Origin of the sequence: Micromonospora yangpuensis (assembly GCF_900091615.1) — a bacterium.
Classification (GTDB): domain Bacteria; phylum Actinomycetota; class Actinomycetes; order Mycobacteriales; family Micromonosporaceae; genus Micromonospora; species Micromonospora yangpuensis.
In genome coordinates, this window is the sequence record NZ_FMIA01000002.1 from 384,309 (window position 1) to 403,610 (window position 19,302).

Annotated in this window: 20 protein-coding genes; 5 read left to right on the plus strand and 15 right to left on the minus strand. The window is 73.0% G+C overall.

What is annotated here, in order from left to right:
* Nucleotides 1-91 precede the first annotated feature (91 nt).
* The 12 genes from GA0070617_RS01910 to GA0070617_RS01965 are packed head-to-tail and all read right to left on the minus strand — an operon-like array spanning nucleotide 92 to nucleotide 9,180.
* Complete coding sequence (locus GA0070617_RS01910; RefSeq protein WP_091433116.1) at nucleotides 92-1,228, minus strand: LysM peptidoglycan-binding domain-containing protein; 1,137 nt, start codon at nucleotides 1,226-1,228, stop codon at nucleotides 92-94.
* 11 nt (nucleotides 1,229-1,239) lie between these two features.
* Entirely contained in the window at nucleotides 1,240-1,692 is a 453-nt protein-coding gene (locus tag GA0070617_RS01915) for a pilus assembly protein TadG-related protein (protein ID WP_091433119.1), read from the minus strand.
* Complete coding sequence (locus GA0070617_RS01920; RefSeq protein WP_091433122.1) at nucleotides 1,689-2,156, minus strand: TadE/TadG family type IV pilus assembly protein; 468 nt, start codon at nucleotides 2,154-2,156, stop codon at nucleotides 1,689-1,691. Before GA0070617_RS01920 ends, GA0070617_RS01915 begins: the two co-directional genes overlap by 4 nt.
* Nucleotides 2,153-2,680 carry a TadE family protein gene (locus GA0070617_RS01925; RefSeq protein WP_091433125.1) on the minus strand — a complete coding sequence of 176 codons (528 nt, stop codon included), beginning with the start codon at nucleotides 2,678-2,680 and terminating at the stop codon, nucleotides 2,153-2,155. The genes GA0070617_RS01920 and GA0070617_RS01925 overlap by 4 nt, the downstream gene beginning before the upstream one ends.
* A gap of 5 nt (nucleotides 2,681-2,685) precedes the next feature.
* Nucleotides 2,686-2,886 (minus strand): hypothetical protein, encoded by a 201-nt coding sequence (locus tag GA0070617_RS01930; protein WP_091433128.1) that lies wholly within the window; start codon nucleotides 2,884-2,886, stop codon nucleotides 2,686-2,688.
* Nucleotides 2,887-2,913: 27 nt separating this feature from the next.
* A complete protein-coding gene (locus GA0070617_RS01935) occupies nucleotides 2,914-3,777 on the minus strand; it encodes a type II secretion system F family protein (protein ID WP_091445753.1) in 864 nt (287 codons plus the stop codon).
* Entirely contained in the window at nucleotides 3,777-4,673 is an 897-nt protein-coding gene (locus tag GA0070617_RS01940) for a type II secretion system F family protein (protein WP_091433131.1), read from the minus strand. Before GA0070617_RS01940 ends, GA0070617_RS01935 begins: the two co-directional genes overlap by 1 nt.
* A gap of 3 nt (nucleotides 4,674-4,676) precedes the next feature.
* Nucleotides 4,677-6,215 (minus strand): TadA family conjugal transfer-associated ATPase, encoded by a 1,539-nt coding sequence (locus GA0070617_RS01945; protein WP_091433134.1) that lies wholly within the window; start codon nucleotides 6,213-6,215, stop codon nucleotides 4,677-4,679.
* Complete coding sequence (locus GA0070617_RS01950; protein ID WP_091433138.1) at nucleotides 6,205-7,005, minus strand: CpaE/TadZ family protein; 801 nt, start codon at nucleotides 7,003-7,005, stop codon at nucleotides 6,205-6,207. Before GA0070617_RS01950 ends, GA0070617_RS01945 begins: the two co-directional genes overlap by 11 nt.
* A gap of 2 nt (nucleotides 7,006-7,007) precedes the next feature.
* Nucleotides 7,008-7,661 carry an SAF domain-containing protein gene (locus tag GA0070617_RS01955; RefSeq protein ID WP_091433143.1) on the minus strand — a complete coding sequence of 218 codons (654 nt, stop codon included), beginning with the start codon at nucleotides 7,659-7,661 and terminating at the stop codon, nucleotides 7,008-7,010.
* Complete coding sequence (locus GA0070617_RS01960) at nucleotides 7,658-8,593, minus strand: hypothetical protein (RefSeq protein WP_373868393.1); 936 nt, start codon at nucleotides 8,591-8,593, stop codon at nucleotides 7,658-7,660. Before GA0070617_RS01960 ends, GA0070617_RS01955 begins: the two co-directional genes overlap by 4 nt.
* A complete protein-coding gene (locus tag GA0070617_RS01965) occupies nucleotides 8,587-9,180 on the minus strand; it encodes a hypothetical protein (protein WP_091433146.1) in 594 nt (197 codons plus the stop codon). The genes GA0070617_RS01960 and GA0070617_RS01965 overlap by 7 nt, the downstream gene beginning before the upstream one ends.
* A 739-nt stretch (nucleotides 9,181-9,919) precedes the next feature.
* Here GA0070617_RS01965 and GA0070617_RS01970 point away from each other — a divergent pair.
* A complete protein-coding gene (locus GA0070617_RS01970; protein ID WP_229688538.1) occupies nucleotides 9,920-10,669 on the plus strand; it encodes a prepilin peptidase in 750 nt (249 codons plus the stop codon).
* 224 nt (nucleotides 10,670-10,893) lie between these two features.
* Here GA0070617_RS01970 and GA0070617_RS01975 read toward each other — a convergent pair whose 3' ends face one another.
* Nucleotides 10,894-11,550: a phosphatase PAP2 family protein gene (locus GA0070617_RS01975; RefSeq protein WP_091433149.1), complete on the minus strand. Its 657-nt coding sequence runs from the start codon at nucleotides 11,548-11,550 to the stop codon at nucleotides 10,894-10,896.
* 186 nt (nucleotides 11,551-11,736) lie between these two features.
* On the opposite strand from GA0070617_RS01975, the gene GA0070617_RS01980 reads away from it, so the two are divergent.
* Nucleotides 11,737-14,133, plus strand: a complete 2,397-nt coding sequence (locus GA0070617_RS01980; RefSeq protein ID WP_091433152.1) for a glycoside hydrolase family 65 protein — start codon at nucleotides 11,737-11,739, stop codon at nucleotides 14,131-14,133.
* Between the two features lie 116 nt (nucleotides 14,134-14,249).
* Here GA0070617_RS01980 and GA0070617_RS01985 read toward each other — a convergent pair whose 3' ends face one another.
* Entirely contained in the window at nucleotides 14,250-14,720 is a 471-nt protein-coding gene (locus GA0070617_RS01985) for a hypothetical protein (RefSeq protein WP_091433155.1), read from the minus strand.
* Between the two features lie 198 nt (nucleotides 14,721-14,918).
* Here GA0070617_RS01985 and GA0070617_RS01990 point away from each other — a divergent pair, with 198 nt between their 5' ends.
* Nucleotides 14,919-15,722 carry an SAM-dependent methyltransferase gene (locus tag GA0070617_RS01990; protein ID WP_268239731.1) on the plus strand — a complete coding sequence of 268 codons (804 nt, stop codon included), beginning with the start codon at nucleotides 14,919-14,921 and terminating at the stop codon, nucleotides 15,720-15,722.
* A 119-nt stretch (nucleotides 15,723-15,841) separates the two neighbouring features.
* A complete protein-coding gene (locus tag GA0070617_RS01995) occupies nucleotides 15,842-17,854 on the plus strand; it encodes a hypothetical protein (RefSeq protein WP_091433162.1) in 2,013 nt (670 codons plus the stop codon).
* 36 nt (nucleotides 17,855-17,890) lie between these two features.
* Here the strand turns inward: GA0070617_RS01995 and GA0070617_RS02000 are convergent, their stop codons facing one another.
* Nucleotides 17,891-18,274 carry a helix-turn-helix domain-containing protein gene (locus tag GA0070617_RS02000; protein WP_175440410.1) on the minus strand — a complete coding sequence of 128 codons (384 nt, stop codon included), beginning with the start codon at nucleotides 18,272-18,274 and terminating at the stop codon, nucleotides 17,891-17,893.
* A gap of 149 nt (nucleotides 18,275-18,423) precedes the next feature.
* Here GA0070617_RS02000 and GA0070617_RS02005 point away from each other — a divergent pair, with 149 nt between their 5' ends.
* Complete coding sequence (locus GA0070617_RS02005; protein ID WP_139135552.1) at nucleotides 18,424-18,633, plus strand: helix-turn-helix domain-containing protein; 210 nt, start codon at nucleotides 18,424-18,426, stop codon at nucleotides 18,631-18,633.
* The last annotated feature ends 669 nt before the right edge of the window (nucleotides 18,634-19,302 follow it).

The following is a 19,302-nucleotide window of genomic DNA, read 5'->3' on the forward strand; positions in this document are numbered from 1 at the left end:
CCGCCGCCACCCGGAGCTGGTGCACATGTCGCGCCGTGAGCGGGGTACCCCGCTATACCAAAAGCGTTAAGAGGGGGCCCTTCCTTACACCTCAGTCGCGGCGGTGGCGGCCGCTGGGGTTGGTGAGGCCGGGGTGGGGCGCGGGTGGTCGGGGTGCCGCCGGCCGGCGGCGCAGGCCGAGTACGGCACCGATCTGCGCGCCGACGATGCTGGCCACGGCGAGGACCGCGGAGACCGCTAGCGGCCGGTTCACCCCGTCGCCGTCGGACGCGCGGGACGCCCCGACCGCCATCACCGGCGAGCCGGAGGTGTGGTCGGTCGACGGCGGGACCACCGGCGCGGGCTGCTCGGCCGACGGTGGGGAGGCCTCCGCACCGGGGGCGGTCGAGGCCGGGCCGCCGGGGGCGGTGGGTGGCTGCGCCGGGGCGTCGTGACCGGGCGGGGCCGCCTCGGCCGGCCGGGCCACCAGCCGGCCACTCGCGTGCGCCCGGGAGCCCTGGTCGTCGGCGGTGGTGGGCAGCTTCAGCAACTGGCCGGGCCGGATCCGGTCCGGGTCGCGCAGCCGGTTCAGCTTCGCCACCTCGCGGTAGTCGCCGAAGTCGTCCAGGTACCGCTCGGCCACCGTGCCCAGGTAGTCGCCCCTGGCCACCCGGTACACCGGCGCGTCGACCTCGGCCGTGCGGTCCGCGCCGGCCAACTGCGCCGTGCGGTCCAGGCCGGCCAGTCGGACCGACCCGCCCACGCCGGAGTCCGGGTACCCCGCACGTTCCGGCCCGACCTGCGTGACGCTGGCGGGCGAGCTGGCCGCCGGGTACGGACCGGCCAGGGTGGTCGCCGCGGTCGCTGCCGGGCTGGCCGCGATGATCAGGGCGATCGAGCCGACCAGCGCGGCGGCGGCCTTCTGCTGGCGGCGCATCCCGGGCAGCTTGGGCGCCGGCCGGCGGAAGGTCTGCGCCACCAGCTCCACCAGTACGGAGAAGGCGAACGTCGCCCAGCCGAACCAGCCCACCAGGGCCAACGCCCGCAGGAAGAGCTGCCCGTCGTCACGGCTGGTGAGGGTGCTGCCGACCTCGGCGAGGGTGGGCAGGTGGTCGGGGAGGGGATTGCCGGCCAGGGCGACGAGCGCCAACGGCCCGCCGACCAGCACCGCGCCGAGCACGGTCAGCGCGCCGAGTCCGGTGAGGACCTGTCCCGTTCGTCGTACGGCGGTGCCACGCGGAGCTGTCATCGGAATCCTTCCTACGGACCCTCGGTGAGGGTGCGTGCGGTGGCCTCACCGGAGACGGTGACGCTGTCGCCGAAGCCGAAGAGGCCGAGCAGTAGCCGGTCGTAGGCGACGTCGACCCGTACCCGGATGTGCTTTTCGCCCTCGATCACCGGAAAGCTGACCGAGTGGCTGGCCACCCCGGCGGCGGCCAGGTAGCTGCGGACGGCCGCGCGGGCGTCGTCCTCGTCGATCTCCTTGCTGCCACCGGCGATGGCGCGGGCCCGGTCGATGGACTGGCCGCCGGTCCGGGCCGCCTCGGCGGCCAGGTTCTCCGCCCGCTGCATCGACCGGAGCTGGCCGGAGCCGTCGAAGGCCAACCCGATGACGACGAGGACGCCGGCCATGGCGACGGCCAGGAAGAGGCTTACCCGTCCGGCGTCGCCCGTCGGCTCCGCCGCACCGACCGACCACCGGCGGCGGTTCACGGTCGGCTCCGGTAGCGGTCGAGGGGCGAGGTGAAGGCGGCCGTGACCGTGCGCCTGGTCGGCATGCCGGGTATCGCCGGCAGGTTGAGGTCGGTGAAGGAGACCGTGCAGGTGACCCGTACGGTCACCGCGCTGGACTCGCCCACCGCGCTGTCGAAGGCGTCGTCGAAGGTGGCCGGCCGACCCTCCACCGATCCGGTGAAGGTCACCGCCGGCGCGCCCGTGCAGCTCAACCCGGACCAGTCCAGCTGCTCACGGGCCGCTCTGCGGGCCGCCGCCTCGGCGCTGTCGGCGTCCCGGGAGATCGACGCGGCGCGGGCGGCGTGGTGGGCGGCCGAGTCGATCGCCTCGGCCGCGATCGCGGTCCGACCGGCGACGCCGGCCAGCACGATCAACGACAGGAAGGCCGGGGCCAGGATCGTCACCTCGACGGAGACCGACCCCCGGTCGGACCGGCCGCTCACTGCGGATCCCCGGTGGTCCACCGCTCCACCGTCCCGTGGGCCGTCTGCCGGACCGGGAAGCTGACGCCCGGGACCAGCGACAGGGAACGACCGGTGACCGTGCAGGTCACCTCGGTCTCGGTGGTGACGCACCGCGGGCCGGCCCGCTCCCAGCCGACCAGCCAGTCGCCGGCGGCGGTCAGGAACCCGGTCGCCCGTGCCTCGCCGGCCCCGGCCGGGGCCTGGTGGACCCGTTGCGCGTTGACCCCGCTCTGGGCGGCGTTCAGCGCGGTGGCCCGCGCGACGAACCAGGCCGCCGCCTGGATCGAGGCGAAGAGCAGCAGCAGGATCAGCGGCATCACCACCGCCAACTCCACCGGGCTGGCCCCCCGGTCCGCCCCGGAGGCCACCGCGGCGGTGACCGACGCCGGCCGGACCCGGGTCGGCCCACCAGGCGGACCCGGCACCGGGGTGGCGACGGGCGTGCGGTGGCACCGGGCGGCCGGGGCCGCCCGGTCGTGGGCCGTCGGTGGCGTACGCGGCATCGTCGTTACGGGGCGGCCGGGCCGGGGATGGCGTCCATCCAGCTCTTGGCCTTCGTGCTGACCAGGGCGGTGACCGCGATCGCGGCGGCCACCAGGCCGAAGATGATCACGGCGGTGGGGACCGGGCTGTCCCCCCGGTCACCGGCCCGGCGCAGCTCGGCGAGCCGGTCGAGGAACACGATGTGCAGGTAGGCGACGAGGCGCATGGGAGTTCTCCTGGGATGGGGAGGGGATCACAGACGGGCGACGAACGGATAGACGGCGAAGCCGAGCAGGACGAAGACCAGCAGCGCGCCCGGAATGTCGAGCCGGCTGGTGATCCCCTCCGCCCGGGCCAGGTTGTCGGTACGGATCTGGTCGCGCAGCGAGTCGGCGCGGCTGCGCAACGTCTCGTGCACCTGGGCGCCCTCGCTGCCGGACGAACGCATGATCGCCCCGACGTCGCCCAGCTCGGGGATGCCCAGCTTCTCGGCCAGGTCGCGCAGCTCGTCCCAGGGTGAGTGCATCTGCATCTGGGCGATCCGCAGCGACTCCCGCAGCCGGTCGAAGACCCAGCCGTCGCAGACCATCGCCGCCCGTTCCAGCGACTGCACCGGCCCGTGCGCGGCGGACAGTTGCAGCGCCACCAGATCCAGGTACGCGGAGACGGCCTGGCGGAACTCGGCCCGCGCCGCCTCCGCCCGGACCAGCACGTCCCGGTGGGCGATCAGGGCGCAGACCGCCGCCGCCCCCACCGAACCGAGCACCGGTACGACCACCGGCAGCTCCGTCCCGGCCAGGAAGAGGACGCCACTGAGCAGCGTCGGCGCGGCCAACCCGATCAGGGTGGAGAGCAGCAACGAGAGGGTGTACTGCTCGGGCGTCCGGTCGATCAGCGCCAACTCCCGGTGCGGCGGCCGTACCCAGCGGGCCAGCCCACCGAGCCAGTCCAGGTGCCGGCCGGTACCCGGTCGCGTGGCACCCGGTGGCTGGTGCAGCCGACGCAGCGCCGGCCCGAGCGCCGGGGTGGCCGGCAGGGCCTCCTGGACGACGAGGAACAGGCCGAGCCCGACCAGCCCGCCGCCGACCACGGCCAGGGTGAGCTGCCAACTGAGGATCACCGCAACGCCTCCTCCGGATCGGGGGCGGGCAGGAAACGGGCCGGCTGCGGTGGCTGGCTCATCGCGCGAACCCAGACCAGCAGGCCAACGAAGCAGGTGCCGAGCACGACCATCACCAGTTGCCCGGTCGGGGTGCCGTACGGTCGCATGTACTCGGTGTTGAGCAGCCCGTACGCCAGGGTCGCCAGGGTCATCCCGGTGAGGAACCGGACCGCGAACCGGGGCTGGGTGCGTTTGGCCTCGATCTCCCGCCGGGTGGCGACCTCGGCCGCCGCCGCCCCGGCGATCGAGCCGAGCACGTCACCGAGGCGCTCGCCCCGGTCGGTGAGGTGCAGGATCAACGCGGCCACCACCTGGTCGCAGACCGGGTCACCGATCTCGTCGGCGAAGGCCAGCAGGGCGGCCCGCGCCGACCAGCCGGCCTGCAACCGGGCGGCGAGCACCCGGACCTCCTCCTCGATCTCCTCCGGCACGGTGGTGACCGTGCTGGCGATCGCCTGTTGGAGGCCCTGACCGACGGCGGAGACGTCCTTGAGCCGGCGGGTCCACTCGCCGACCGCCTCGATCCGGGCGATGGCCCGCTGCTCCTCCCGGCCGACGGCGAACAGCCACGGCACCCCGGGCACCGCGAGGGCGACCAGCAGACCCACCACCGGCAAGCCGGTCAGCAGGAACGCCAACGCCCCGGCGACCACTGCGCCGACCAGCAGGGACCGGCGGCGACGCTGCTGCCGGCGGCTGGTGTCCGTGCCGAGCAAGAACCGACGCAGGTCGTTGCCCGCGCCGGGGCGGGTCCGGCGCGGGCGGCGGGTGCCGACCACCGCGACGACGGCCAGCACCATCCCGGCCACGCAGGCCGCCCCGGAAACCACCGCGACCAGTTCGACGTTCATGTCTTACCGCCTGGCCAGTTGGCTGTGGCGGGGGCGACGCCAGGCACCGGCGCCGGCCTCGATCCAGCGGCTGAGCAGGCGGGCGTCGTAGCCGACCCGCATCAGCTGCTCGCGGACCCGTTCCGGCAGGTGCCGGGGGACCGCGCGGCCGTCCGGGCCCGGGCCGAAGACGGCGGTGGTGACGATCCGGTTGCCGTCGCCGACGCCGATCACCTCCTCGACGTGCGAGACGAAGCGGTGCTTGCGTCCGCCGATCGCGGTCTCGTCCTCGACGGTGACGTAGACGATCAGGTCGAGGGCGTTGCCGGCCATCCGCCGGGCCTGGTCGACGGTCATCTCCCGGCCGTGGGCCAGCGCCAGCTCGATGATCCGCTCGCTCACCCCCGCCGGGGTACGGGCGTGGATGGTGCACATCGAGCCCCGGCTGGTGGTCATCGCCTGCAACATCGGGACGATCTCCCGGGACCGGACCTCGCCGACGATGATCCGCAGCACGCCCATCCGCAGCGAGACCGGGATCAGGTCGGCGATGCTCACCTCACCGGCGGGCCGGCCGTCCAACCCGCGTTCGCCGTGGCCCTCGCGGGCCTCGAAGCTCATCACCGCCCGGTGCCGGCCACCGTGGCGGGCCGGCAGCAGCTCGCGGCTCTCCTCCAGCAGCACGAACGGCTCGTCGGGCGGGATCTCGCTCATCAGCGCCCGGATCACCGTGGTCTTGCCCGCCCCGGCCAGGCCGGCGACCATGATGTTCAGCCCGGCACGCATCGAGGCGCGCAGGAAGTCGCGCAGCAGCGGGTCGATCATCTCGTCCAGGTCACCCCGGGCGCCGGCCAGGTCGTCCAGGCTGACGTCGAGAGTGTTGTGCTTGCGGATCACCGCGTACGGGCGGTGGCTGACCAGGAACACCGCCGCGAGGCGGCTGCCGTCGGGCAGTTGCAGGTCCAGGGTGGGCTTGGAGGTCGACAGGGAACGCTCGGTCGCCCCGGCCCGGCGGGCCGCCGCCTGGAGGATCTCCACCAGCTCCGCGTCGCTGTCGGCGATCGGTGCGCCCCAGTCCACGCCACCGCCGTGCCGGGTGATCCGTACCTGGTCGCAGCCGAGGATGTGCACCTCCTCGATGCTGTCGTCGACCAGCAGCGTCTGGAGCCGGCCCAGCCCGACCAGCTCGGCGGTCACCTGGTCGAGCAGGCTCCGTTCCTCACCGGCCGGCATCGGGGTGCCCGCCCGGCGGACCGAGTCGGCGTACTCGGCGACCACGGTCACCGCGAGCCGGGCCCGCTCGACGTCCTCCTCCTCGACGGTGAACTCCCGGCCGCGCTGCCAGAGGGTGAGCCGTTCGCTGAGTTCCCGGCGCAGCTCCCGGACCACGGCGAAGTCGGCCCGCCGGGGCGGGGGCGTCGGCTGCGGCGCGGGGGCCACCGCCGGCAGCTCCGCCGGTGGCGGCGGCTGTGGGTGCCCGTTCGCCACGGCCAGCGGCGGGACCGTGGAGGTGACCCCGGGCTGGGGGCCGCGCGGGTCGTGGGAGACCGGCTCAAACCGCATCCGGTACCTCCTGGTCGACCGGCCAGGCCAGGCGGGCCCGGCGGCGTTCCAGCAGCGCCCGGACCGGCACCTCCAGGCCACCGGCCGCGCGCATCAACGGCCGACCGGCCCGTACGGTGCCACCGAGGCTGAGCACCTCGGCGGTACGCGGATCGTGTGGCAGCCGGGCGATCACCGGCACCCGCAGGGCCTTGCTGATCTCGGCGCTGCCGTGGCCGGGGCCGACCAGCAGCAGGCGCAGGGTGCCCGAGGGCACCCGGTGCTCGGCGAAGTCCCGTTCGATGGTGCCGACCATCGACCGGGTGCCGGAGAGGTCGGGCAGGTTGGCCCGGCTGACCAGCAGCACCACGGTGGCCGCCCGCAGGACCGGCCAGGGTGGACCGGTCACCTGCAACCGGCCACAGTCGACGAGCACGTCGTACGGGGGGTTGCCCTGCTCCAGGCCGGTGAAGAAGTCGGTGAACCGTTGCCACAGCGGGGTGACGCTGCCGGCCTGGGCGGGGTCGACCACCCCGGGCAGCAGCAGGCGTTCCCGTTTCGGCGCGTCCAGGTCGACGAGTTGCGACCAGAACGCCTGCTCCAGGTTGCCGTCGCGCAGCTCGCCGACGGCCAGCTCACCGATGCCCCGGGGGCCGTCCAGCACCCCGCCCAGGTAGCCGGCCATGATCGTGCCGCCGGCCGGGTCGCACTCGGCCAGCACCAGCCGCCGGTGCCAGCTCAACGCGCAGGCCAACGCCGTCGTGGTGACGCCCGGCGAGCCCTTGGCCGAGACCAGCGCGATGATCGCCATGTTCAGGCGGCCTTGGTCAGCACGAGCGCGATCCGTTTCTGCGCGGCGAGCACCACCACCGCCGGCACGTCCCGGTTGGGCAGGGCCAGGTAGACCACCACGTTGTTGGTCTCCGGGGTGGCCATCTCGATAACGGTGGCCTCGAACCGGGTGCCGGGGCTGCGGCTGTCGGAGTTGCGGTCCGGGGTGGTGACCAGCAGCACCTTGTCGCCGGGGTGGAGCTGTTTCGCCGGTACCTCGCTGGGGGTGAGGCCCAGCGCGATCTGCTGCTGACCGGGGCCGAGCAGCGGGTCGTCGGTGAGCTGGGCCATGCTCAGCAGGGTGCCCGGGGTCAGCCCCACCGCGGCCCGCATGCCGACCACCTCGTCGAGCCGGTCGGCGGCCACCGGGTCGAGCCCCTGGCCCCCGGCGACCTGCACGCTCACCAGGTCGTCCGCGTCGATCTGCCGGCCCACCTCGACCGTGCGGGCCACCGCCAGGTACGTGCCGGTGGCCCGGACCGAGGTGACCGCGAAGGCCGCGCCCAGCCCGCCGAGGGCGATCAGCAGCACCGCCAGGCCGAGCAGCCCGGGACGCATCCGGCGTTGCCGGACCACCCGGGGCGGTACGACCGGCGCGTCCACCGGACCGGTACCGCTGCGCGTCACCACACTCACCTGGTCACCACCTGAAGTTCGTCGATCTCGATCGGGGCCCCGCCGCTCGTGCGGTTGAGGGAGAAGGAGTCACCGGCCCCGCCGCTGCTGGCCGACCACTCGACGGTCCAGAAGGTGGTGGCGCTGATCCGGTAGCTGCCGGCCCGGGCGTACCCGTCGTCGTAGCCGCAGTCGGGCGAGGGCTGGCCGGCGTACGGGCCGTCGACCCGGTACGGGGTGCCGGGGCCGGTGCAGGTGACCCGGTCGCCGTTGCCCATGTCCCAGACGATCCGGTCGACCCGGGCGGTGATCGTGACGGTCAGTCCCCGGTCGGAGGCGGACGCGGTCAGCGGGCCGAAGTAGTTCGCCCCCGGGCTGGCCCACATCCAGACCGGCAGCCCGACCAGTCCGGGACCGGTGCCCCGGCGGGGTGCGACGGAGATCCGGGGTGCCTTCAGGGTGATCGAGGCGAGCGCCCGGCGGGCCAGCTCCTCCGGGTCCGGCGGCGCGCCGAACCCGGGCGGCGGCGCGTCGAACAACTCCTCGCGGGAGGAGCCGAGGCCGCCGTTGCAGGTGACCAGGTACCACTGCTTGCCCTCGACGATGGTGGGCTGCGGCTCAAGGAGCTTGTGGTAGCAGCCGGTGCTGTTGTCGAAGTAGCCCAGGAACTCGTCGTAGCAGGGGATCACCCGCCCCTCCCACTGGCACCGGGCCGCCGGGCCACCGCCGCCGTCGTCCCCGTCGCCGGGGTCGCCGGGGTTGCCCGGGTTGCCGGGCGTGGGCGGGTCGTCGTCCCAGACGTTGCAGTCGTCCTGCCCCGGCGGGCAGTTGGCCCCCGGGTCGGCCCGGCCGGCGGCCCCCGCCGGGACCGCCGTCAGCAGCGGCCCCAGGGCGCCGACCAGCAGCAGCGCCGCCGTCAACGCCAGCAGCCGGACGGGTCGGCGGGTCAGCACGGCTGGTCCTGGTGCGCTTCGCCGGCGCGAATCAGCCAGCGCCCGTCCGGATAGCGGGAGGCGGTGGCGGTGGCCAGGTGCCGGCTCCCGCCGGAACCGGGCACCACCTTGTTGTTCCGGGTGTAGACCAACCGGTACCCGGTGGTGTCCAGGCAGTCCTGGATCTCCACGGTGGGTGGTTCCGAGATCAGGTCCACGCTGGTCACGGTGGGGTCGGAGACAATTTTCCCGGTACGCATCGCGCCGCGCTCCTTCGTCTCACGAATTGTCACCCGGACCCGGGTCAACAACGGATCACCCAGGTACCTGGTCAACTGCGGATGGTGTGGATCACTGTTTCGACTGGCCGCCCGGGTAGCGGCGAGATAACCGGCGTAGGCGGCGAGGGCGGCCTTCCGGGCGACCTGCTCGTCGGCGGTGGAGACGGTGGCGGTGGGGGTGGGTCCTCGGCGGGCGGGCCGGTCACCGGTCTCCGCCGTCGGGCCGCCGCACCCGACGCCGGAGGTGAGCCCCAGCACGGCGATCACGAGCAGTCCGGTGACCCGACGTACGACGGGTGCCCGACGATCTGACTGCCTCGCGCGCAACGCCGTGCCTCCTCGATGGCGACCGGGGGGATGCCGGCATCCGGTGCCCTTCGGACGTGCGGAAACGTGCCTCGGACCGGTAGTTCCGGAGCCGCGGCGACGGTTTCCGCATTCGCCTGTGTGGATCATTTTTGAACGGGGACGTTTGTCCTGGTTGGCCCGACGCCGGTTGCTCTTCGGGGGTTGCGTCGTACCCAAGGGGCGAGCATAAGCTGACCCACGCCGCTACAACAGAGGCAATTCGCCCGAATACGCTCGGTGATGAATGGGGGTGTCGGCAGATGATCGCTGGCGATGCGTCCAGCTTGCGCGGCCGGCCCCGTATGGTAACCCCGGTCGGTACCGGTGCGGGACTGCCTCCGGGTGCTCCGGCACCGATCGGCCGCCGCGCGGTATTGCGGAATGAGACCGGCTCTGCCCGGATTCATTCCCCCGGTGTCGATGGCCTGGTCGGGGCGGATCGCTGCGAGGTCGGTCGGTCGAAGGCATCCGCACGCGGCGGTCTGCCGCTGCCGTCCCGGGTCGGTTCTCGCGCCATCCGCTACACGAGAACCCCGGAACGACTACTGTCCGTGCCGTCCGCCGTTGCCCTGACCAGCGGTCGAGGGACGGTGACGCGTCCAGCTCGCCCCCTCGCCAAGAGATCTTGGAAAAAAACGGCCCGCACAGGGGCCATCAGCTTCCAAGATCGGCCAGGATCTGCCGCAACGTCGCCAGCGGTGCTTCTTCGGGCTGGGGCGTGACCGCCACCCGGCCCCGGCGGTCGGCCGCGCCGGTGCTGGGGGCGCTCGCCGTCGTACCCCTGCTGCGGCTGGCGGTGGTGCGGCACGCCGTACCGGCGGGGGTGGGTTGGCGGGTCGGGTGTGACGGCTGCGGCGCGCCGGTCGGCCTGGACCGGCCGCTGCCGGCGCTCGGGCCGGCGGCGCGCTGCGGCGGGTGCGCGGCCCGGGTCGGCGCGCCACCCGGGATGGTCGAGGCCGGCCTGGTCGCGGCGCTGGCGGTGGCCGCGCTGGTCGGCGGTTCGGTGCCGGAGACCCTCGCGCTGCTCTGGTGGCTCGGCTGGGTGCTGCCCGCCGTCCTGGTCGACGTGGCCGTGCACCGGCTTCCCGACCGGCTCACGTATCCGGCGGCGGCCGGCACCTGGGCGTTGCTCGGGCTGGCCGCGTGGAGCGGGGCGGGCGGGCAGGCGTGGTTGCGGGCCACCGCCGCCGGCCTCGTCCTCGGCCTTTTCTTCGCCGCCACCACGCTGCTGCTCGGCCGACGCGGCTTCGGCCTGGGCGACGCGAAGCTGGCGCTCGGTGTCGGACTGCTGCTCGGCTGGTACGGCTGGGCGACGATGCTCGGCGGGCTGCTGCTGGCGTTCCTGCTCTCCGCCACGGTCAGCCTGGCCCTGCTGCTGGCCCGCCGGGTCCGCTGGTCCAGTCACCTGCCCTTCGGCCCGTTCCTGGTGCTCGGCACGGTCGGCGCGTTACTGCTCACCGCCACCTGACCGCCGCCGCCGGCCCGCCTGTGCCGGCCCGGCCCGCCTGTGCCGGCCCGGCCCGCCTGTGCCGGCCCGGCCCGCCTGTGCCGGCCCGGCCCGCCTGTGCCGGCCCGGCCCGCCTGTGCCGGCCCGGCCCGCCTGTGCCGGCCCGGCCCGCCTGTGCCGGCCCGGCCCGCCTGTGCCGGCCCGGCCCGGTTTTGGCAGTCGGGCCGGGACGGCAGGGCCGGTGATCAGTGCCGGTCGACCGGGATCGGGTCCTCGGCGCGGCGGCTGCGGCGGCGGAGCACCTCGCTGACCGGCCGGGCCAGCAGCGGCGCGACCACCGCGACGACAAGCGTGCCGAGCAGCACCCCGGCGACCACGTCGTGCGGGTAGTGGACGCCGACGTAGACCCGGGAGAAGGCAGCCAACGCCGCCAACGGCACCGCCGCGTACCAGCCGATCCGACGGTGCAGCAGGACGACGGCGGTGGCCAACGCGCCGGCGATGGTGGAGTGGTTGCTCGGGAACGACCAGTCGCCCACCGGCGGGCACTGCTCGGCGACGATGGCCAGGTCGGTCAACGCCCGGCAGGGGCGGTCCTGGTCGACCAGCACCTTCAGGCCCTCGCTGCACCCGTACGCGAGGACCACCGCGACCGGGGTGACCAGGGCGAGCGCCCGGTCCCGGGGGCCGCCGCCCAGGCGCGGCCAGGCGGCCAACAGGAAGAGCAGCCCGAGCAGGATGATCGACGCCTCGGTGAAGTGGCCCATGAACCACTGCACCGGCTCCGGGTTGGCGTCGGCGAACTCGACCACGTCCCGGTACCAGTCCCCGCTGACCTCCGGAACGTCCGACGGCGCCTCCGACGGCGCCTCCGCCGCACCGACCAGACCTGAGCCGATCATGTCCCACCTCACCATGCCGTTACCCCACCAAGCGTTCAGAAACCGTTTACGAACGAGCACCGTAGGAAACCATGTCGGTTCACCGCAGCGTTCATTGGTTGATCCGAAACCCTCACTTTCGTCTCAGCGGCCTCTCAGCCGGGTCCGGTTGACTGGCCGGTGAGGTCCCGCAGCCTTGGAGGCGATGTGCACACCACCGGAACCGCCGACGGGCGGGAAGGCCCGCAGTCGACGGCGAAGGACGCGACCTGGCGGGTCCGGCGTACCGGGTCCGACCTGGACCGGCTCGCCGAGACCGAGTCGATCTTCGCGTTGAGCAACGGCTGGATCGGGTGGCGGGGCACCCTCGACGAGGGGCAGCCGTGCGGGATGCCCGGCACCTACCTCAGCGGGCTGCACGAGCGGCGGGAGCTGACCTACCCCGAGGACGGGTACGCCTTCCCCCAGCTCAGCGACACCGTGATCAGCGCGCCGAACGCCGCGCTGATCCGGCTCTTCGTCGCCGGCGAGCCGCTGGACGTGACCACCGGCACCCTGCGCGAACACGAGCAGACGCTGGACCTGCGGGCCGGCGTCGTCGAACGGCACACCGAGTGGGTCTCGCCCGCCGGGCACCGGGTACACGTCCGCAGCACCCGGCTGGTCTCGCTCTCCCGGCACCCGATCGCCGCCGTCCGGTACACCGTCGAGGCCCCGGACGCGCCAGTGGAGCTGCGGGTCTGCTCCGACCTGCAGGCCAACGAGCGGGTGCCGAACCGCTCCGACGACCCCCGGGCCGCCTCGGTGATCCCCGACCCGCTGACCGCCGAGACCCACCGGCGGCACGGCACCGGCGGCGCGCTGGTGCACCGCACCGAGCGCAGCGAGCAGCGGGTCGCCGTCGGGGTCGGGCACACCGTCGAGACCCCGGAAGCCGACGACTGGGCCACCGAGACCGACCTGACCGACGACCGGCTGCGGGTCACCGTGGTCGGCACCCTGGAGCCCGGCCAGCGGCTCACGCTCACCAAGTTCGCCGCGTACGAGTGGGCGGCACTGGACGGCACCGACGCCGAGGAGATGGCCGAGCACGTCAGCCGGGCGGTCGAGGAGGCCCGCACCGAGGGGTTCGACGCGCTGCTGGCCGACCAGCGGGCCGCCCTCGACGTGGCCTGGCGGACCGCCGACGTGGTCGTCGACGGCGACGAGAAGTTGCAGCAGGCCATCCGCTTCGCCGTCTTCCACCTGCTGCAGGCCGGCCGGCCCGACGTCGACCGGACGATCCCCGCCAAGGGGCTCACCGGCAACGGCTACGACGGACACGTGCTCTGGGACACCGAGGGTTACGTGCTGCCGGTGCTTACCTACCTGGCCCCGGCGATGGTCCGCTCGGCGTTGCGCTGGCGGCACGCGCACCTGCCGGAGGCCCGGGAACGGGCGGCGGAGCTGCGGCTGTCCGGGGCCACCTTCCCGTGGCGGACGATCGGCGGCCGGGAGTGCTCCGGTTACTGGCCGGCCGGCACCGCCGGGATGCACGTCAACGCCGACATCGCCGACGCGGTGCTGCGCTACGCCGCCGCCACCGACGACCCGGACTTCCTCGCCGGCCCGGGGCTGGAGCTGCTGGTGGAGACCGCCCGGCTCTGGCACGGTTTCGGGCACTTCGCCGACGACGGCACCTTCCACGTCACCGGGATCACCGGCCCCGACGAGTACGCCGCCCTGGTCGACGACAACCTCTTCACCAACCTGATGGTCCGGCGCAACCTGCGTGGCGCCGCCGACGCCGTCGAGCGCCACCCCGAGCAGGCCGGGCGGCTCGGCGTACGCCCCGACGAGGTGGCCGGCTGGCGGGCCGCCGCCGACGCCGTGCACCTGCCGTACGACCGCAAACGCGGGGTGCACCAGCAGGCGGCCGGCTTCACCGAGCAACCCGAGTGGGACTTCGAGTCCACCGACGAGGACGACTACCCGCTGCTGCTGAACTTCCCGTACCTGGAGCTGTACCGCAAGCAGGTGGTCAAGCAGGCCGACCTGGTGCTGGCCATGCAGCGTTTCCCCGGTGACTTCACCGCCGAGGAGAAGGCCCGCAACTTCGCCTACTACGAGGCGCGGACCGTCCGGGACTCGTCCCTGTCGGCCTCCGCGCAGGCGGTGCTCGCCGCCGAGGTAGGCCACCTCGACCTGGCGTACGACTACTTCGCCGAGACGGTGCTGCAGGACCTGGCCGACCTGGGTGACAAGACCGGCGACGGGCTGCACCTGGCCTCGCTGGCCGGGGCCTGGCTGACCGTGGTGCAGGGCTTCGGCGGGATGCGCGACGACCAGGGGGTGCTCTCCTTCGACCCCCGGCTGCCCGAGCGGATCGGGCGACTGGTCTTCAGTCTGCGCTGGCACTCGCACCGCCTCCAGGTGACGCTCACGTCCGACGGGGCCCGCTACGAGCTGCCCGACGCCGAGCCGGGCACCGAGATCGAGATCCGGCACTGCGGCGAGCGGCTCCGGATCACCCCGACCGGGCCGGTGACCCGCCCGCTGCCCGCCGTGCCCGACCCCGGCCCCGAGCCCACCGCCCCACCCACCCGCCGCCCCACCCGCCGGTAAGGAAGGGCCCCCTGTTAACGCATTCGGTATAGCGGGGTACCCCTTTCACACCGCCCCGGCACCAGTGGCGCCTCGGTGCCGGGGTCAGACGGTGCCGGGGCCAGACGGTGCCGGGTTCAGAGCTGGGTGGGCGGGGGTGGGCCGGCCATCCGGGCGTGCACCGCCTCCAGCGCCTCGAAGGCGTACGCCCAGTTGTGGCACTTGAAACTCCGCAGCCCGGTGATCGGGGTACGGCAGTCGAGGCAGTGCAACCCGGCGATCGCCGCCGGGATCTCGGTGTTGACGTACTTGCGTTCACCGAGGATCACGGTGGCGATCATCATCCGGTCGTGCACCCCGGAGAGCGCCGACGAGACGATGTCGAGCCAGCTGACCCGGCGGCGGCACTTCGGGCAGTCCGGTTCGTCGCCGCTGAGCCAGAGCGGCGCGCCGATACTGCGCGCGGGCATGCCGAGCAGCTTCTCGATCCGGCGTACGTCCGACTCCGGCGTGGTCCACCGATGCCGACCGGGCAGGCTGGCGGGCGAGTCGTACACCGCGCGGAACAGGCTCGGATCCACCTCGACCGTCCTTCGTGCACCGGTCACGGCATACCTCCTCGGTCGGTGGCGGGTCGCCCGACAGGCGCGGACACTCGGCTCAACGACACGACGGGTTAGCGGGATGTCGCATTCGGTGATAGACATCAGGGCGGATTCCGCTCGGCGCGAGTGGAGCCACGCGAGGGAGGAGTCCCGGTGAGCCCTGATCCGGCATCCGCGGGCGGTCCGCCCGTACCATCCGGTCTGTCGTCGGCAGCGGCTCAGGCGGAGGCTCAGGCAGAGGCTCAGGGCCGCCCGAACGTCGCCCGGATGTACGACTACTTCCTGGGCGGCTGCCACAACTTCGCCCCGGACCGGGCCGCCGCCGACCGGGTGCTGGAGATCCTCCCGGAGACCCGGGTCGCCGCCCAGGCCAACCGGCACTTCCTGCACCGGGCCGTGCGCCACGCGGCGCAGCGGGGCATCCGCCAGTTCCTCGACATCGGTGCCGGCCTGCCCACCCAGGGCAACGTGCACGAGATCGTCCGCGCCGTCGACCCCGGGGCCCGGGTGGTCTACGTGGACAACGACGAGGTCGCCGTCGCGTACGCCGGTGAGTTGCTGACGGAGACCGACGGCGTCGTGGTGGTCCGGGGCGACCTGCGCCGCCCGGACGAACTGCTGGCCCACCCCGCGGTACGCGCCACCCTCGACCTGACCGCGCCGGTGGCGGTGCTGCTCGCCGCCGTGCTGCACTTCGTGCCGGACACCGACGACCCGTATGGCGCGGTGGCCGGGCTGCGCGACGCCTGCGCCCCCGGCAGCCACCTGGTGTTGTCCCACCTGACCGTGGACGACGTCCCGCCGGACATGGTCCAGCAGGGCGAGGCGATCTACCGCAGCAGCTCGGCCCCGCTGGTGCCCCGCACGCACGCCGACACCCTGCGCTTCTTCACCGGGTACGACCTGGTCGAGCCCGGGTTGGTCTGGCTGGCCGACTGGCGTCCCGACCACGGCGCGCACCCGGTCGTCTCGCACTCCTACGGCGCCGTCGGCATCCGCCGCTGACTCGGTACGCAGGCGGTCGCTGATCCGACAGTGCGCGCGAGCGGACTCCCGACCGATGTCCACAGTGGCATGATGAGGGCTCGCGTTCGGGATCATGCGAACTCCTGAGGAGACCAGCTGTGGGCAGTCGCCTGCGGAATCTCGTTCGCCGGAGCCTGCTGGCACCGGAGGTCGACGGCGAGGCGCCCCCGGGCCAGGAGCCTTCCGTCCGGGACACGCAGAGCCTGGAGACGCTCCTGCTCGACTACGAGATGGTGCGCGAGGACGAGCGCAACTACCTCAACGTGCAGGCCGGTCTCTACGGCGTGGCCATCGCCCTGATCGCGCTGATGATCGGGGCGCTGACCCAGGAGTGCGGGCTCGGCATGCGGGAGCCGCCGGACTGCACCGACGCACCCGATGCCGTGCTCGCGGCGGCGCCGATCCTGCCCCTCGGGCTGATCGCCTTCATCCAGGGCATGGGTTCGATCGCCAGCATCCGCAGCTACTACCTGCGGGGGCTGGAGCGGGAGTTGGGGCGGTACGTCCCGCAGCCGATCGCGGCGCTGGGTGATCTCCGGCCGATCAGCTACGTCGGCCTGACCACCGAGTTGATCAGCTTGCGGCGGGGGTTCCTGACCTACCGGATTCTCTTCAACACCATCCTGCTGGCGATCTTCGTCGTCTTCGGCGGCATGACGTTCTACATCGGTACCGCGGTGACCCGCCCGTACCAGGTGGCCATGGCGGTGTTGTACGGCACGGTGGTGCTGATCCTGCTCACCCAGACCCTGCAGGCGACCGTCGGCGGCGCGAGACTGTTCGCCCTGGTGGCGCGGCGGTTCGTCCAGGGGCCCCGGTACAGCCACCTGCCGAAGGTGCACGCGGCCACGGAAGGCGGGGTGGCCACCACGTTCGGCGCCACCCGGCAGCGGAGCTTCCTCTCGTACCTGCTGCTGCCCCGTCCCGAAGACATGATCAAGTGGTCGATCGCGCCGCTGACGTACGCGGCGTTCGCGGTGGGGCCCGGCGGGTGGGCGGACGTCCGCGGTTTCGTCGTGCTGTGGTTGGTCCTCGAATACCTGGTGTACATGGCCCGGTACCAGTGGAACGACGTCCGGGGCGTGACGGACGACTGGGAGCACAGCGAGAGTGCCGCCCGGGGCCGGCTGCCGATCGGCCGCGACTTCGCCGAGACCAGGTCGAACATCCTGGGCAGCGTCTTCGTGGCGGCGCTCCGGTTGGTCCTGGCGATGCTCGTCGCCTGGCTGGCCGGGCTGGTGGCGCAGACCGGGTGGACCATCGCGGTGGTCTTCGGCGTGGCGGTCCTCTACGAGGTGTTCCGCTCACCCGCCCTGGCCCGGGTGCCCGGGACCGTGCCGGTCGTCTGGCTGCTGGTCGGCGCCGGGTACGCCATCCGGGGCGCCGTCGGCATCCAGGGCGCGGGTGTCCCGCTGCGGTCCGGCCCCGCGCTGGTGGGCCTCGGCTTCTTCGTCTCCTTCGGCATCATGTTCGTGTTGCTGACCTGGGTGCTCGACGCCACCTCGTACGGACGGACCGGGCCGGACGGGAGCTGGGCCTTCCGGCCGGCGTTGCGGCGTAAGCCGCACCTGGCGCGACTGCTGTCCCACACCTCGTTGCGGCGGCACCTGGTGACCGGCCAGCGCGACGAGGAACCGGAGGGGGAGTACGGCGGTGACGTTCGCCTGCTGCGCGACGACCCGCAACGACCCCGGCCGGGTGCCCCGTGGAACGTCGCGCAGGTGGTCGCCGCCGGGTTGGGCGCGGTACTCGGGCTGGAGCTCGCGGTGCCGGCGGATCGACTGCCGGCGGCCCACCTGACGGTGCTGGCCGGTGGGGTGGCGCTCGCGCTGCTGGTCCAGCAGATCCGGAAGACCTGGGTGAACGTGCTCACGGTCGTCGCCGGGGTCGGCGCGCCGGTGGCTGTCGCCCTGGTCGCGGGCGCTGCCTACCCGGTGTTGGCTCCGCTGCCGTGGCTTGTCGTGGCGCTCACCTATGTCAGCTTCCGAGGATCGTCGTACCAGGAACTCAAGTCCTTCGGTCCGATGGTCGTCGGGCACCTGCGGCGACTGCCGCGGCTGCTGATGCGCGGCATCGTCGGCTCGGCCACCTGGGACCGGCTGGTCCGGTGACCGCCCCGGGCCTGCGGCACGCCACCGCGGCCACCCTCAGACCCGGCGGTTGGCCTGCTCGAAGATGTCCAGCAGGCTCAGCATCAGCGTGCGCTGTTGCGCGGTGTAGGCCGGGTCCCGCCGGATCGCCTCGCGGACGCTGATCTCGGACGCGCGGGCGGCGTCGGGCCCGGTCGGCGGGGCGGGGGCCCGGCCGGCGAGGCGGTGCGCCTCGGCCGGGTCGATCTCCAGGGCGTCGGCCAGGGCGTTGACCACCCGGGCGGTGGGTGGCCGCTTGCCGACCTTCATCCGGCCGACGGTGGTGCGGGCGACGCCGGTTCGGGCGCGCAGTTCGTCGTCGGTCCAGCCGCGACTGTCCTGCTCGGTGCGCACCCGCCACCAGAAGTCGTACGCCACGCCATGTGCAGACCCCTGAGCCACGTGCATGTTGTAGCACGAATGCACGATCCGGACATAGGGCCAGGGTGGCTGATCCCGACTCGCCGGATCGGTCTTGCATCGTCTTGTAGCGTCGGCTAGCGTCCGGTGAGCGCGCTGAAACGCTACGAGTCGATACAAGGTGGGTGTGGGTGTCGGGGCTGGAGATGGAGCGCCTGCTGACCGTTCAGGAGGTCGCCGACGTGCTGCGGGTCTCCCGCTGGTCCGTCGGTCGGTACATCGAGGCCGGCGCGCTGGAGGCGATCAAGGGTGACGGGCCGAACGGCACCGTCCGCATTCCGCTGCGTAGCCTCTCCGCCTACATCGAGGCACACACCGTCGGGCCGGGAGATCAACCGTGACGACCGCGCCGATCCGCTGCCACCTGCGCGAACATCGATCGTTCGCGGTCGGGGGCGGCTCGGCCGCAGGGCGGGCCGCGCATCGTTCCGGCACCGATCTCGTTGATTCCAGAGAACGGTGCGGGGCCGGCGTCACGCCGGCCCCGCACCGGAGTGGGGCTACCGCTGATCGTTCGATCTGCCAAGTACGGCGATCAGGCGGAGCAGGAGAGCGGTGGTTCTGGCGGCATGAGCCAGGCCGCCGCTTTCTGCTTCCAGCAGTTCTGCTGCAAGCTCAAGAGCGGCGGCCAGGGCCGATGCTGCGTTTCTGACTCTTCCCGGGCCCGCTGGCGGCGACCCGGTTCTTGGGGGTTGGGCCTGCTCTGAGCCCTCGGGCTCCTTGTGATCATCTGCCACCGGTGAGCAGAAGATCCGGTGCTGCACCCTCTCCAACGGAGCCGGGCGCACCGGGTGACGGGGAAAACAAGAATCTTCCTGAGGTGCATCTTCGCCTGCCGTGCCGGTCGCACAAGCTGTCTGTCGCCGTAACGAAGAAGTGTGCTGAGCGACCGGCTCGGCGAAATGACAAATCCGGCTAAATGTTCAAAGGTGGCAAATCGTCGTGAGTTTGTTGCGATATGCAATTGCATCGGCCAACCCCCGACACGCAAGATCGGCTGTCAGATGCTG

What these genes read in the sequence shown, in the direction of transcription:
- GA0070617_RS01945 (WP_091433134.1), bottom strand. Translation starts at nt 6,215, where the DNA reads ATGCGGTTTGAGCCGGTCTCCCACGACCCGCGCGGCCCCCAGCCCGGG.
- GA0070617_RS01910 (WP_091433116.1), bottom strand. Translation starts at nt 1,228, where the DNA reads ATGACAGCTCCGCGTGGCACCGCCGTACGACGAACGGGACAGGTCCTC.
- GA0070617_RS01950 (WP_091433138.1), bottom strand. Translation starts at nt 7,005, where the DNA reads ATGGCGATCATCGCGCTGGTCTCGGCCAAGGGCTCGCCGGGCGTCACC.
- GA0070617_RS01930 (WP_091433128.1), bottom strand. Translation starts at nt 2,886, where the DNA reads ATGCGCCTCGTCGCCTACCTGCACATCGTGTTCCTCGACCGGCTCGCC.
- GA0070617_RS01975 (WP_091433149.1), bottom strand. Translation starts at nt 11,550, where the DNA reads ATGATCGGCTCAGGTCTGGTCGGTGCGGCGGAGGCGCCGTCGGAGGCG.
- GA0070617_RS01925 (WP_091433125.1), bottom strand. Translation starts at nt 2,680, where the DNA reads ATGCCGCGTACGCCACCGACGGCCCACGACCGGGCGGCCCCGGCCGCC.
- GA0070617_RS01940 (WP_091433131.1), bottom strand. Translation starts at nt 4,673, where the DNA reads ATGAACGTCGAACTGGTCGCGGTGGTTTCCGGGGCGGCCTGCGTGGCC.